Source organism: Bacillus sp. RB3 (assembly GCF_030164735.1).
GTDB lineage: Bacteria > Bacillota > Bacilli > Bacillales > Bacillaceae_G > Bacillus_A > Bacillus_A cereus.
The window spans coordinates 1-15166 of the sequence record NZ_JASNGE010000003.1 but is presented as its reverse complement, the minus strand read 5'-3'; the positions used below and the strand labels follow the sequence as shown (position 1 = coordinate 15166).

Genomic DNA, 15166 nt, shown 5'->3' with positions numbered 1-15166 from the left:
ATGTAAAGAAACTGAATTGTAGGAAGGTGGACGACTATGTTAACTCCACAACAAATAAATCAATTTAAATCCGTTTTAGAAAAACAAAAACACGAACTAGAGCAAACGATACAAACACACGAAAATGAAGATCGTGCATCTGAACGTGAGTCTGTTGGAGAATTATCTAGCTATGATAACCATCCAGCTGATATGGCAACAGAGCTATATGAACGCGAAAAAGACTTCGGGCTTATTGAACTTAGGCATAAACAGCTAGAGGATACGAAACATGCCTTGCAAAAAATAGAAGCGGGTACGTACGGCATTTGCGAAGTGTCTGGCGAAGAAATTCCATTTGAAAGATTAGAAGCAATGCCGACTGCTACAACATGCATCCAGCACGCGACAAATAAGCTAAATATGAATACACGACCAGTTGAAGAAGAAGTATTGTCTCCCTCTTTCCATAAACACGATGAGGATCGCTCTGTTGAGTACGATGCAGAAGATTCGTGGCAAGATGTTGCCAATTATGGAACGTCTGAAACACCGTCTGATTTAGAAAGACGAGATTCGAAAAACTATAATGGCATGTACGTAAACAGTGAGGAAAATGTAGGATACGTAGAAGATTTCGAAAACTTTATTGGTACAGATATGTATGGAAAAAATCCGCAAGTTTTCACTACGGAAGAACATGAAGAATATGAACAAATGCTTGATGACTTTGAAGAGCGTACCTTTAAGGGCGAATTATCTTCAAATGATTCGAGTTCCAAAGAATAAAAAAAAGCATTCCGAAAATCGGAATGCTTTTTATCGCTAGCTAATTAGTTTTTTGTAACGTTAGCAGCTTGTGGTCCACGGTTACCTTCAACGATTTCGAAAGAAACTTCTTGACCTTCTTCTAAAGTTTTGAATCCGTCACCTTGGATAGCTGAGAAGTGAACGAATACATCGTCTCCACCTTCAACTTCGATGAAACCGAAACCTTTTTCGCTGTTGAACCATTTAACTTTACCTGTTTGCATGTCATGTACCTCCTAAATAAAAATGAAACTATGAATCCACATGAAAAGGTGGATATAAAGGACATGAATGTATAACAAGCTTACAGCCTTTAATTCAACGTGCTTTATTTCCGTACCACATTATGTAGCTCAATAGTGATTTCACTATATCACGCTATATCCAAAACGTCAAATGAGAACACTTTCATTCCACCATTTTTTTATAATTTTAATATAATGTTGAATTTCCATATTCATATTTTAGCCCGGTATTTGCGGACAGCTTGATTGGCGGGAGCTGATAATCAGTTTTGGTTTGTTCCACTTTATTTGAAAATTAACAAAACTAAAGTATTCTAATCCTATTAAATTCTGTACAATATAAGTATCTATTACATACGAGGTGAAAAAAATGAGAGCACACGAAATTGAGTATAAGTTATATGGCGATGATATGCAGTTTGTTGAAATTGAGTTAGATCCAGAAGAAAGCGTGATCGCAGAAGCTGGCGCAATGATGATGATGGAAGATTACATAGAAATGGAAACAATCTTCGGTGATGGTTCTGGCCCATCTGGAGGTTTATTCGGAAAATTAATGGGCGCTGGTAAGCGTCTCGTTACAGGCGAAAGTATGTTTATGACTGTATTTACAAATACAGGTCACGGCAAACGCCACGTCTCATTTGCTGCTCCTTATCCTGGTAAAATTATTCCTGTAGATTTAACAGAATATCAAGGAAAAGTAGTTTGTCAAAAAGATGCCTTTCTTTGTGCCGCAAAAGGTGTTTCTATCGGAATTGAATTTACGAAAAAAATAGGAACTGGTTTCTTCGGTGGTGAAGGTTTTATCATGCAGAAACTTGAAGGTGACGGTCTTGCTTTCATGCACGCAGGTGGAACTGTATATAAACGTGAATTAAAACCTGGTGAGAAACTTCGCATTGATACAGGTTGTCTCGTTGCTATGACAAAAGACATTAACTATGATGTCGAGTTCGTTGGAAAAGTAAAAACAGCTCTATTTGGCGGCGAAGGTTTATTCTTCGCAACGTTAGAAGGACCTGGAACAGTTTGGATTCAGTCCTTAACACTTAGCCGATTAGCAGCACGCCTTACAAGCCCAGCAGCGCAAAGTACTGGCGAAGGTAGTGTATTAGGTGGCCTTGGTCGTTTATTAGATGGGAAAGAGTAAACTGTGCCCTTATGTGGGCATGGCCATCAACTAATAAAATAATAAAATTAAAACACCCTTGCTTGCAGTAATAAAGTGAAAGGGTGTTTTAATTTACGTCTACAAACGAGAAAAAGCAGTTAAAATAAAGTAATAAGGTTTACTTCAGGAAAATAAGGTATATTATATTTGTTGAGTAGATTCTCTTTAGAGACAAGAAAAGTAGGTGAACAAAGTGGGAAAATATCAATTGGATTCCAAAAGTCAGGTAGCTGTGGCAAAGTTCCATGAAAAACAGAAGCCTGCCAAATTTGATAAAAAGCAGCAACTTGAAAAATTGCGTACGGAGTATTTGAAAAAGAAGCAAAAACAAACAGATAAATAATATGTTTTATTTTCCGAATTTTTTCTGTATGTAACGCAAACAAACACAAGAAAATAGGTAAGTTATTCATCATTCAAATATATACAGGCTATTTTTTCAAACCTCTTACTTATGCAACTAACGCATGCGTCAGTTCATTAAGAATAACTAAAAAAGTCGATTCCTTGAGATGAAAAAGAGTAAACAGTGCCCTTATCAGGCACTGTTTTATTTTGCCATTATAATTTCCTCCACTGATTTAGGTAAGCGATACAAGCTATTCCCCACCTCCAAAAGAATGAATCAAGTTCCTCACCGCATATATTAAACTATACCTTTTCTTAAGGAGGGCTACCTTAATGCGTACTCCTTTATCCTTTGATAAAGAAACTGCCATACTGTTAGCTTCTTGTTGTGAGTTAACGTATGAACAATATAAACAAAATGGTATTTTCGAAATACCAGATGGTTTTCAATATGTACAAGGTTTTCAAGGAAAGGCCATTCAAACAACAGAATGGTTCGGATTTATATTAGAATCTGAGGATACAATTATCGTTGCCTTCAGAGGCACTCAAACAGATCCAGATTGGATTATTGATTCTCTCGTCAATCAAAAACCTTATCCTTATGCTTTAAATGGCGGAAATGTCCATAACGGTTTTCTCTCTATTTATGAGTCTTGTCGTGATTCTATTATGGATATGCTCGTATCATTGCCAGCACATAAAAAACTGCTAGCTACTGGGCATAGTCTAGGTGGCGCGCTTGCCACATTACACATATTAGATGCACGTATAAATACTGCCTTCGCACAGTATGGACTTTATACATTCGCTTCTCCAAAAGTAGGAGATATCGCTTTTCGAAATTATTATAAACTACAAGTAGCTAGTAGCTTTCGTTTCGTCAACTTATTCGATGTCGTTCCACTTCTCCCTCCCCGAACCATAAATTTTAATGATCATGACTGGGAGTATGCACACGTCCATCACAACATGACATTTACAAAAAACACAAAATCCATTACAAATAATCATTCCATTACAACATACAAAACATGTCTGACTTCTCATTTTTAACCAGTAAACAATTGGAAATAAAATATTCGTATACTATAATAATCTATGAAGTTATTTTTGGATGAGGGGACCTTACATGTTAAAATTTATCTTCGCATTTTTCCTTATTATAATTTTTACGGTTACAGGTTTCTTTACATTTTCATACTTTGCGACAGGAGAGTATGATGGGGCAGGTATCATATATACCACTGTTCCATTTCTTTCTTAAGCAAAATAAATAAAACGAGCTTAATTTTATTAAGCACGTTTTATTTATTAATATCCATTTCTGTTGGTAAATCGATAATATATCTCCCAATATAGCAACCTCTTTAAAACTGTTTAACTGTATTACCAATACCCCAAATTTCATTACTGTACTGCAAAATCGTTCGATCGCTCGCAAAATGACCAGACTGTGCAATATTTAAAATCGACATTTCTAGCCACTTCGTTCGGTTCTCATAAGCTCTACCGACAGCTTCTTGTCTTTCAGCATATGGACCAAAATCTCGCAGAACAAAATATTCATCATTTTGAATAACGAGAGAATCGTAAATTGCTTCAAATTCGGCTCCCGACTGTGCAAAGAAACCATTCGTTAACTGATCTACTACCTTTTTAATGTGCCCATTGTGGTGATAATAATCACTTGCACGATATCCACCATTTTGATAGTAATGAAGAACCTCTTCTGCTGTTAAACCGAAAATAAAACAGTTATCATCACCGACCCGGTCTTTTATTTCAACGTTAGCACCGTCTAGCGTTCCGAGTGTAATCGCACCATTCATCATAAATTTCATATTACCTGTTCCCGATGCTTCTTTACTCGCCGTTGAAATTTGTTCACTTACATCCGCCGCTGGGAATATATCTTCTGCTAAAGAAACTCGATAGTTTTCTAGAAAGATAACTTTCATATATTGACTGACATACGGGTCATTATTTACTTTTCTTGCGAGTTCATTTATTAATTTAATAATTTTTTTCGCGTAATAATAGCCAGGTGATGCTTTCGCTCCAAAAATAAAAGTACGCGGATAAAATGTAAAACTAGCATCCTCTTTCAAACGGTTATACAAATATAAAATATGAAGAACATTTAATAATTGTCGTTTGTAAGCATGTAATCTTTTCACTTGCACATCAAAAATAGAATTTGGATCAATGGTAATCCCCATTGTATTATGAATACGCTCCGCTAAAATCTCTTTACGCTCTTGTTTTACCTCTGCAAATTTCTCTTGGAAACTCGCATCATATTGAACTAATTGTAGCTCTTGAAGCTTAATCGGTTCTTTCTTCCACTCTGTTCCAATCGCCTCTGAAATGAGATTTGTTAACTGTGGATTTGCTTTCATAAGCCAGCGCCTATGAGCAATTCCATTCGTCTTATTATTAAACTTATCTGGATAAAATTCATAAAACAATCGCATTTCCCGCTGCTTTAATATTTCCGTATGAATTTTCGCTACACCGTTTACGCTATGGCTACCGACAATCGCTAAATGAGCCATTTTCACAAGGTCATGTGCAATAATCGCCATTGCTTCAATACGATCCCACTCATACGGATACTGTTCCCACAGTTCATGACAGAAACGTTCATTAATCTCTTCAATAATCATATAAATTCTCGGTAATAACGGTTTAAAAATGTGAATTGGCCACTTTTCGAGCGCTTCTGATAACGTCGTATGATTCGTATAAGAAATCGTCTGCGTCGTTATGTGCCAAGCTTCTTCCCATGCTAACTTTTCTTCGTCTAGTAAAATACGCATCAGTTCCGGAATTGCTAAAACCGGATGTGTATCGTTAATGTGGATCGCAATTTTTTCATGTAGTTGACGAAGGTCACCGTATCTTTCTCTATGCATTCGAACGATATTTTGCAAACTTGCTGATACGAGGAAATACTGTTGTTTTAAACGAAGTATTTTTCCCTCATCATGCGTATCATCTGGATATAAAAACTCCGATACAGCCTCTGTTTCACGCTTATATTTCAAAATATCTTTGCAGTTTTGCGGGAAAGGAACTGGTTCAGCATTCCAAAGTCTAAGTGTATTTACAGTACTCGTCTCATAGCCAACTACCGGCACATCATATGGCACGGCCATAATGACTTCTGCATTTGTATGCCTAAACTCTAAACGCCCGTCAATTTCTAGCGGTTCAACACTGCCGAAATAACTTACTTCTACAGCTTGATCATGCCTTCTTACTTCCCATACGTTTTCATGAAGAAGCCACTGTTCTGGAAATTCGACTTGATAACCATCAACAATTTTCTGATCAAACAAACCATGTTTATAACGAATTCCACAGCCGTGTCCTGGCAAGTTTAAAGATGCAAGTGAATCGAGAAAACAGGCTGCTAAGCGTCCAAGCCCACCATTACCAAGGCCTGCATCTGCTTCCACTTCTTCTAACTCTTGTAACGAAATCCCTAGTTCAGATAACCCTTGCTCGCATACATCTCTAATACCTAAATTCAAGATGTTACTTCCAAGCAAACGTCCAAGCAAAAACTCAATAGACAAGTAATACATTTGCTTTTGCTCTCCGGATCGATAACTCTCATTCGTTGCAATCCATTGACTATTCATATACTCACGTACCATATGGCCGAGCGTATTATATTGATCACGAGTTGTAGAATCTTTGAAACTTTTCCCATACATCGTCTCTAACTTTTCTAGAAAAGTTGATTTAAAACTTTCAACATGAGTAAACATTTTTTCACCACCTACATGTTATTCCATGAGACTTTTATACAATTCCTTATAAGCAAGAGCCGATTGCTCCCAGCTATAATCTTCAGTCATCGCTTGTTTTACAAGCTGCTCCCATACCGGTTTATCGTGATAGAATTCAATTGCACGATGAATCGTATGCAGCATGTCATGTGCATTAAAATTCGTGAAACTAAAACCATTTCCTTCTCCAGTTTCTTCATCATAAGAATGTACCGTATCGTTTAATCCACCTGTTTCTCTTACAATTGGAATCGTACCGTATGCTAATGCGATAAGTTGTCCAAGTCCACACGGTTCAAACAGCGATGGCATTAAGAATAAATCACTTCCTGCATACACTTGATGAGCTAATTCTTCATTAAATCCAATATAAACTTTTACCTTCTCCGGATACTCATATGCCATCCATTCAAAGAATTGCTCATATTCCGAATCACCTGATCCTAAAATAATACATTGTACATCTTCTTCCATTATTTCGCGGAATACAGTACGTACTAAATCAAGACCTTTTTGCTTCGTTAATCTCGTTACCATTGAAATAATTGGTGTATCCTCTTTTTCTGGCAAACCAAAATAACGCTGCAAGGCGCGTTTATTTTCACTCTTTTCATATAATGACTCTGCATCATACTGAGCCTTAATATACGAATCCGTTTCTGGATTATATACGCTCGTATCAATACCATTTACAATGCCGCTAAGCTTATCATTATATTTTCGCAGTAATCCATCTAACTTCTCACCGAAAAATTCATATTGAATTTCTTCTTTATATGTCGGGCTCACCGCTGTAATTTGATCCGAAGCGATAATACCGCCCTTCATAAAGTTCACATTCCCATAAAACTCTAACTGCTCACTGTGGAAATATTCATCACCAAGTTCTAACAAGTCGTACATTACTTCAGGAGGAAATACACCTTGGAACTGTAAGTTATGAATTGTATATACCGTTTTAATACGCTCATATAACGGGTTATCTTGATACTTTTCACGAAGTAAGAAATTAACCATAGCCGTATGCCAATCGTGGCTATGAAGAACATCCACTTCAAAATCAAGGTGCGGAATACACTCTAACACCGCTTTTGAGAAATAAGAAAAACGCTCTCCGTCATCATAATGACCATACAGAGAATCTCTCTTAAAATAATATTCATTATCTATTAAGTAATACGTAATTCCGTCTTGCTCACCTTTTAAAATTCCACAATATTGATTTCTCCACCCAAGCGGGACGTTAATTACTTTATGTAACGTACATCCATCTCTTAACTTTTGCGGAATGAGGCTATAATTCGGAAGTATAATACGAACGTCCACTCCTAATTTTTTCAGCTCTTTTGGGAGCGCACCCGCTACATCAGCTAATCCTCCCGATTTCACAAACGGTACACATTCTGATACTGCAAATAAAATATTCACTTGTTGTCCCACTGCGCGAAAAGTTTTTATTACTCCTCTTGCAGCTTCCTCCCTTCGAGTTTTCATTTGAATTAAAACTTTAATCAGTGGAGGAAGACCCCCACTGATTCTTTTAAGAATAACTATTAATCGTACTGTTTTGTACGCTTCCTTTTTCTACAACATACGGCCCATCGGCGTTTCCTTTTAATACGACACCGTCACCAATTTTCACGTCTTTATCAATAATAACACCATCTATTATACAGTTATCTCCAATTTGGCTCTTTTGCATAATAATACTGTTACGAATAATTGAACCTTTTCCAATTTTAACTGAACGGGAAACAACACTGTTTTCGACTTCCCCTTCAATAATACTACCGTTTGCAATCATTGTATTTTTCACGACTGCACCCTTTAAATAACGAGTTGGTGGCTCATCTTTTACTTTCGTAAAGATCGGTGCTTCTTTCTTAAATAATTGCTTCCAAATAGCAGGTTGCAAAATTTCTAAGCTATGTTTATAGTAACTTTCAATCGAGTCAATAATTGCTACATATCCAGTATGTTCATATGTAGCAATGTGTAATGATTTCCCGCGCTTTTCTCTCACTACATCAAATAAACTGTATTGTTCCACATCTTTATATGACTCAAATAAGTCTAACAATAATTGTTTCTTTAACACATATGTTTGAAGTGAAACCCCTTCATGGCAAACTTCCGTAATATCAGCTGCCGTATGTATATGCCGCTCTAACACCGCTTGAAAATTTAATGCTGTTACGAGATGGCTATTCGTAATAACAACGTACTCTTCTCTGCTTCTTAGAAAATAATCAATATGTCTTCTAAAGTGTGCAAAAGACCCAAATTCATCTTGGTCACATTGGCAGTTTGGCGGGAATAAAAATAGTCCGTCTCGTTTTCTATCTAAATCCCACTGTTTTCCTGAACCAACATGGTCCATTAACGAACGATTTTTATGGCTTGTAAAAACTGCCACACTATGAATACTAGAATTCACCATATTTGAAAGCATGAAATCAATGAGTCGATAACGGCCCCCAAACGGTAACGCCGCTAGTGAACGATGCCCTGTTACTTTCTTTAAGGAAGGAAAACTTCCCGTTGCATTAATAATTCCTAACATTTTTTCTCCCATTCATTTCATCCCCCTTTTCTATTTCCCTTCAGCAATTAATACTACATCGTCAACATTCTTTTCTGGACGAATGATTGTTCCATCCTCGATAACCATTTCTGATCCAACAATCGCTCTTTCAATCACAACATTTTTACCAATCTTAGCCCCTGGCATAACGACAGAATCAATCACCATACTTCCTTCTTCCACCGTCACTCCTTGGAATAACACAGAATGCTTCACGTCCCCTTCAATGACGCACCCTTCGTTAATAAGCGATTCTTCTACTTTCGCCTTTTCAGCAATATATTGAGGCGGTTCGTTTGGATTGACAGAGTAAATACGCCAATTACGATCGTTTAAATTCAGTGATGTTTCATCGCGAAGCAAATCCATATTCGCTTCCCATAAGCTCTTCACCGTTCCAACATCTTTCCAATATCCTTCAAACGGATACGCCATTAGCTTCTTCCCTTCATCCAATAAAAGCGGAAGTACGTCTTTTCCAAAATCGTTACTAGATTCAGGGTTTCTTGCATCCATCTCTAAATACTCTTTCAAAATTGACCAATTAAAAATATAGATTCCCATTGATGCAAGATTACTTCTTGGAAATTGTGGTTTCTCTTCAAACTCAACAATCTCCATTTCTTCATTTGTATTCATAATGCCAAAGCGACTCGCTTCATCCCAAGGTACTTCAATAACAGAAATGGATACGTCCGATTCTTTCTGAATATGGTAATCTAGCATCTTACTGTAATCCATTTTATAAATATGGTCGCCTGATAAAATGAGAACATACTCCGGTTCATACTGACTTAAATAGTTTAAGTTTTGATAAATGGCACTTGCCGTACCTGTATACCACTTAACCCCTGAAGACTCCGCATAAGGAGGTAAGACTGTGACCCCACCGTTTACTCGGTCTAAATCCCACGCATTTCCGATTCCGATATAATTATGAAGTTCGAGTGGTTGATATTGCGTTAAAATCCCAACCGTTTCAATACCAGAATTCGCACAGTTACTTAGCGTAAAATCAATAATGCGATATTTACCACCAAATGGAACAGCTGGCTTGGCTAAATTCTTTGTTAATGCACTTAAACGACTACCTTTTCCCCCTGCTAGTAACATTGCTACGCACTTTTGTTTTTGAGCCATCTTGTTTTTTGCTCCCCTTTCTCGTCTTCACTGGTCGTAATATGGATACGCCAAATGGTGGAATTGTAATCTCTACATGTGCTGCTTGATTATGGTACGGTTCTAGAATCGTCTTAAGACGTTTCTTATTCACTTGTCCCGAACCGCCATATTGCTGTGCATCACTGTTTAAAATCTCGTTATAATACTCGAAATCTGGTACACCTACTTTATAGTTTTCATATGTAGCTTTCGTAAAATTACATATGATAACTAACGCATCTTCTTGTTTATCCCCTTGGCGGATAAACGAGAAAATACTTTGCTCGTTATTATTAGCATCAATCCACTGAAAACCTTCAGGCGAATGATCAAGCTGCCAAAGTGGTTTTGAGCGCTTATACAATGCTATGAGCTCTTTAAAGTAATCATGCATATAACGATGCATTTCAAAATCATGTAAATTCCAATCTAAATCTTCAAGGTCTTTCCACTCATCAAACTGCCCGAATTCTCCTCCCATGAAAAGTAATTTCTTTCCTGGGTGAGTAAAGAAATATCCATATAACAAACGAAGCTGAGCAAACTTATCCCAGTAATCACCTGGCATTTTATTTAATAACGACTTTTTCCCATGAACGACTTCATCATGAGAAAGGGGTAATATGAAGTTTTCAGAGTAAGCATATAGTAAAGAGAACGTCATTTTCTCATGAATATATTTTCTGTACTCTGGCGCACACTCCATATATTTCAGCACGTCATTCATCCAGCCCATATTCCATTTGTAATTGAATCCAAGCCCACCTTCATACGTTGGTGCTGTTACAAGTGGCCAAGCTGTTGAATCCTCTGCCGTCATAAGAAAATCTTCATCCTCTGCAAACACTGCTTCATTTAACTCCCGTAAAAATGACACAGCGTACTCATTACTTTGCTCTTGTCCTTCTTTATTCCAGTACAACATGTTCGCAACTGCATCTACTCTGAAACCATCAATATGGAAATATCTCATCCAAAATAACGCATTTGAAATTAAGAAATTACGTACCTCTCTCTTTCCTAAATCAAAATTGACAGTTCCCCATACTAGATTTTCTTGTACATCTTTATCTTTATATTCATAGGTCGGTGTGCCATCAAACAAATATAAACCGTGAGCATCTTTACAAAAATGCCCCGGTACCCAATCTAAAATGACACCGATTCCATATTTATGACATTCGTCGACAAAATACATTAAATCATGCGGTGTACCAAATCTACTCGTCGCTGCATAATATCCCGTTCCTTGATATCCCCAAGAACGATCATATGGATGCTCAACAAGCGGCATAATTTCAATATGTGTAAATTGATGTTCCACCACATACGGAATGAGTTCTTCTGCCATTTCCCTGTAAGAATATAGTGTTCCATCTTCTTTCTTTTTCCAAGAACCAAAATGTAATTCATAAACTGTCATCGCTTCTTTATAAATCGGTTTTTTCTTTTTCTTACGATTCCAGTTTTTATCATTCCATTCATATCCTTTTATATCAAAAACTACAGATGCCGTATTCGGTCTTACTTCTGCATATATAGCATACGGATCTGCCTTTAAAATGACGTCACCAGCCAACGTTTCAATCGCATATTTATATATTTCTCCTTCTTCAATATGCGGTATAAATAAGGACCAAATCCCTTCTTCTGTCACTTGTAGCATCTTATGTTGCTCATAATCCCACTCATTAAAATCTCCAACAACACTCATTGCTTTCGCATGAGGAGCCCAGACTGTAAATCGTACCCCTTGAATCTCATCTTCCGTCACAACATGTGCGCCAAAGATGTTATAACTTTCATAGTACTTTTCTGTATGAAACTCATCTCGTTTCACTTCTTCACAATTTATTACACTCAATATGCTCACCTCACTTAGATGACAGAATTTTTTATACTTTAACTATTTCTGCGAAAAACTGCAATATCCTTGTTAATTTATAAAAAACATTCGTTTTTTTCTTAAAAATGTTAGTTTTTCTTCACATTTCCGTGTAAAATATCGAATTTTGACGAATATTCATTGAAAACGTTTTATTATTCTTCTATATTTTTACCAATTATTTTTTCTCAACCTTTATTTTATTATGTTTATCCTATTTTTCATGCTATTTTCCACTCAAAATCAAAACAAAATAATCTGTCATAAAAAAATGTTTCTCAATATTTTTTGTCACAATGTTATTGAAATGCGAAATTTAATCCTGCTTTTGAAAAGCTACTTTCCGAAAAAGGAGTAACCGCAAAAGTAAATGAACCGAAATTAGAGGCAGGTTCTGTTACAGTTGGCGGCGCTATCGATGACAAAAACTTTGCTGGATTAGATGGTGATTTCCCGTTCCTTGATGTAACTTTCAAAGTAGAAAATGATGAATTTTATGAAGCAAACGCTCAATTAGAGTCACCAATTTTTGTTTACTGGAAACAAGGTGAATCAGAACCAAATAGAATGCGTGTACTTCAAGATCAAACATTCTCAGTTATGTCCTTAAACTCACTAGTAGAAGGAAATATTAAACCTGGTGCGTTCTTAAATGAACGCGAATATTTAGATGAAAAGTTCGATTATACAAAGCTTGGCGTAAAAGTATATGCGACTGATTCTTACCGTCATAGGTTTGAAGGCTCACTAGATAAATACGGATACTTCAAACTAAATGGACTTCCAGTTAATAAACGCGACTATAACTTATATGTAGAGGTGCCAGGACATTTAACAAGCCGCCTAACAACGAAACTTGGTACTGAAAAAGACGGTAAGCTGCTTGGCCAATATTATTATGCAAGACCTGACGAAAACCTTACCGGCGATGTAAATGCTGATAAAGTAATCGATATTAAAGATGCTGAAATTATCGCTAGCAACTATGGTAAAAAAGGAGTAACTGTAAAAGACGGAGACCTTAATAAAGATGGTATTGTCGACGAAAAAGATATTCGCTTCGTTGAAAGGAACTTCTTGAAAAAAGGTCCAGATGCATCTAAATCACAAACACCTGTAGAAAAATCCAAAAGCGGTACACTGGCAGATATTTTAAAGAAATTAGGATTAACACCTAAAAAATAATAAAATGAAACTTTAATCAGTGGGTTTTTACTGCCCGGCAAATAGCGGAATAATAAAGAGCACTCTACGTAAAATAGAGTGCTCTTTTCTATAAACGACCCTTATCCAGCAAAAGGGGTATATTGGGGATATACAAGGGAAACCGGAAAAGGAATTTATATTAAATTATATAAGTTCAGAGGTAAGAAGCAGTTTCCCACCTCTGAATTATTTAGCAATTATTATAGTACTGGTGCCATTGTTTCTTTTAATACTTTTACAGAATGAGCGAACTTCACTTTTTCCTCTTCATTTAGCTCAAGTTCTACGATTTCACGTACACCTTCGCGGTTAATTACAGCTGGAACACCTACGTAAGCATCTTTCTCGCCGTATTGACCTTCAAGGTATGCAGATACAGTTAATACGCTGTTCTCGTTGTTTAAGATTGCTTTAGTTACACGAAGTAGTGACATACCGATTCCGTAGTAAGTTGCACCTTTACGCTCGATGATATGGTAAGCTGCATCACGTACGTTTTCGAAGATTTTGTCTAAGTCTTCTTGTTTGTACTGTTCGTTGTTAGCTAAGATTGTTTCTAATTTTTGTACACCGATAGTAGCGTGGCTCCATACTGGAAGTTCAGTGTCACCGTGTTCACCAACGATGTAAGCATGAACGTTACGTGGATCTACATCTAAGTAGTCACCTAACATGTAACGGAAACGAGCAGAGTCTAAAGTAGTACCAGAACCGATTACGCGCTCTTTCGGTAAACCAGATTCTTTCCAAGTTACGTAAGTTAAAATATCAACTGGATTAGTTGCGATTAAGAAGATTCCATCGAATCCGCTATCCATAATGCCGCGAACGATTTGTTTAAAGATCTTTGTATTTTTCTCAACTAAGTCTAAACGAGTTTCACCTGGTTTTTGTGGTAACCCAGCAGTGATAACAACTAAATCTGCATCTTTACAATCTGCATAGCTACCGCTCCAAACTTTTGTTGGTGATGGAGAGAATGGTACCGCATGGCTTAAGTCCATTGCTTCCCCTTCTGCTTTTGCTTCATTAACATCTACTAATACGAATTCTTCAGCTACACCTTGGTTGATCATTGAGTAAGCGTAACTACAACCTACAGCTCCTGTTCCTACTAATACTACACGATTGATACCTTTTTTCATGGTAATTTCCCCTCTCTATTGTTCACATATATTTTTTTATGATTGTTTAAGTAATTAATTAAAATACTAATTTAATGTTGTTTAACTTCTTTACATTCATATTGTAGCACGTATTATTGTGAATTACTTCACAAATTATGACCTATTTGTGAACTTTTTCACATAGAGTGTAAAGTTATTGGAATAGGTGTGGAATCCATTTCAATGGAGGCGTTTTCTTTAGATTGTGAAAGGGTTTTTCTTGTGGTTTTCATCGGTAAGTGAAATTATATCGGCGATTTTTAGAATATATCGACCGTAACTCCAAATATATCAGCGATTATTAAAATTTATCGATCGTAACTCAAATTATATCAGCGATTTTTGCAATATATCGACTTACCGACAAAACTCGACAATAATGACAACATAAAAAAGCTGTCTCCAGTAGGTCACCCTATTGAGAGGCAGCTTCTTCTATATATTATTTATTTTCCACAGTAGCTCCCGGATGTATTTTCATCGGTTTCTCCAAGTGTAGGAGGCTACAGCCATACAGCTGGGGTAAAAGTTCAACTTGAGGTATCATTTTAGATAGATAGTTCCTTCATATTCATACAAGCCCAAATAAACAACATGATTGTATTTACGGCTCTATATACCCAACTGCAACAGCCCATACTTCATATTTCTTCTATTGCATAAAAAAGCAGACTATCCAAAGTTCACTTTTATACAACAAAAAAGAGATAGCAGATTATGCTATCTCTTTTAGTATAGTATGACCCGTACGGGATTCGAACCCGTGTTACCGCCGTGAAAGGGCGGTGTCTTAACCACTTGACCAACG

Annotated in this window: 12 protein-coding genes and 2 pseudogenes; 7 read left to right on the top strand and 7 right to left on the bottom strand. The window is 36.7% G+C overall.

What is annotated here, in order from left to right; genetic code table 11:
* Positions 1–36 precede the first annotated feature (36 nt).
* Positions 37–768, top strand: coding sequence for a yteA family sporulation protein (locus QO049_RS05420; protein WP_284489198.1), 732 nt, complete (start codon positions 37–39; stop codon positions 766–768).
* A gap of 44 nt (positions 769–812) precedes the next feature.
* On the opposite strand, the gene cspD is transcribed toward QO049_RS05420, so the two are convergent.
* Positions 813–1013, bottom strand: coding sequence for a cold-shock protein CspD (cspD, locus tag QO049_RS05415; protein WP_001193054.1), 201 nt, complete (start codon positions 1011–1013; stop codon positions 813–815).
* Between the two features lie 391 nt (positions 1014–1404).
* Between cspD and QO049_RS05410 the strand changes: the two genes are divergently transcribed.
* The 4 genes from QO049_RS05410 to QO049_RS05395 all read left to right on the top strand — a co-directional run bounded on the left by QO049_RS05410 (position 1405) and on the right by QO049_RS05395 (position 3823).
* Positions 1405–2187 (top strand): TIGR00266 family protein, encoded by a 783-nt coding sequence (locus QO049_RS05410; RefSeq protein ID WP_001201257.1) that lies wholly within the window; start codon positions 1405–1407, stop codon positions 2185–2187.
* Between the two features lie 214 nt (positions 2188–2401).
* Complete coding sequence (locus QO049_RS05405) at positions 2402–2551, top strand: hypothetical protein (protein ID WP_000521639.1); 150 nt, start codon at positions 2402–2404, stop codon at positions 2549–2551.
* 338 nt (positions 2552–2889) lie between these two features.
* Entirely contained in the window at positions 2890–3612 is a 723-nt protein-coding gene (locus QO049_RS05400; RefSeq protein WP_144502270.1) for a lipase family protein, read from the top strand.
* Between the two features lie 76 nt (positions 3613–3688).
* Positions 3689–3823 (top strand): hypothetical protein, encoded by a 135-nt coding sequence (locus QO049_RS05395; RefSeq protein ID WP_000911064.1) that lies wholly within the window; start codon positions 3689–3691, stop codon positions 3821–3823.
* A 103-nt stretch (positions 3824–3926) separates the two neighbouring features.
* On the opposite strand, the gene glgP is transcribed toward QO049_RS05395, so the two are convergent.
* The 5 genes from glgP to glgB all read right to left on the bottom strand — a co-directional run bounded on the left by glgP (position 3927) and on the right by glgB (position 11965).
* Positions 3927–6335 carry a glycogen phosphorylase gene (gene glgP / locus QO049_RS05390; protein ID WP_061884703.1) on the bottom strand — a complete coding sequence of 803 codons (2409 nt, stop codon included), beginning with the start codon at positions 6333–6335 and terminating at the stop codon, positions 3927–3929.
* A gap of 18 nt (positions 6336–6353) precedes the next feature.
* Positions 6354–7784 (bottom strand): glycogen synthase GlgA, encoded by a 1431-nt coding sequence (gene glgA, locus QO049_RS05385; RefSeq protein ID WP_023901191.1) that lies wholly within the window; start codon positions 7782–7784, stop codon positions 6354–6356.
* 112 nt (positions 7785–7896) lie between these two features.
* Positions 7897–8931 carry a glucose-1-phosphate adenylyltransferase subunit GlgD gene (gene glgD / locus QO049_RS05380; protein ID WP_000504164.1) on the bottom strand — a complete coding sequence of 345 codons (1035 nt, stop codon included), beginning with the start codon at positions 8929–8931 and terminating at the stop codon, positions 7897–7899.
* An 18-nt stretch (positions 8932–8949) separates the two neighbouring features.
* Positions 8950–10080, bottom strand: a complete 1131-nt coding sequence (gene glgC / locus QO049_RS05375; RefSeq protein ID WP_000057606.1) for a glucose-1-phosphate adenylyltransferase — start codon at positions 10078–10080, stop codon at positions 8950–8952.
* Positions 10028–11965 carry a 1,4-alpha-glucan branching protein GlgB gene (gene glgB / locus QO049_RS05370; protein ID WP_246961492.1) on the bottom strand — a complete coding sequence of 646 codons (1938 nt, stop codon included), beginning with the start codon at positions 11963–11965 and terminating at the stop codon, positions 10028–10030. Before glgB ends, glgC begins: the two co-directional genes overlap by 53 nt.
* Before the next feature lie 327 nt (positions 11966–12292).
* On the opposite strand from glgB, the pseudogene QO049_RS05365 reads away from it, so the two are divergent.
* Positions 12293–13171, top strand: a pseudogene (locus QO049_RS05365) (dockerin type I domain-containing protein); the annotation flags it as partial.
* Positions 13172–13392: 221 nt separating this feature from the next.
* Here the strand turns inward: QO049_RS05365 and QO049_RS05360 are convergent.
* The gene (locus QO049_RS05360) at positions 13393–14337 is read right to left on the bottom strand and encodes an L-lactate dehydrogenase (protein ID WP_000715340.1); all 945 of its coding nucleotides are present in this window, start codon (positions 14335–14337) and stop codon (positions 13393–13395) included.
* Positions 14338–14820: 483 nt separating this feature from the next.
* Between QO049_RS05360 and QO049_RS05355 the strand changes: the two are divergent.
* Positions 14821–14996, top strand: a pseudogene (locus QO049_RS05355) (IS4 family transposase); the annotation flags it as partial.
* Positions 14997–15166 lie beyond the last annotated feature (170 nt).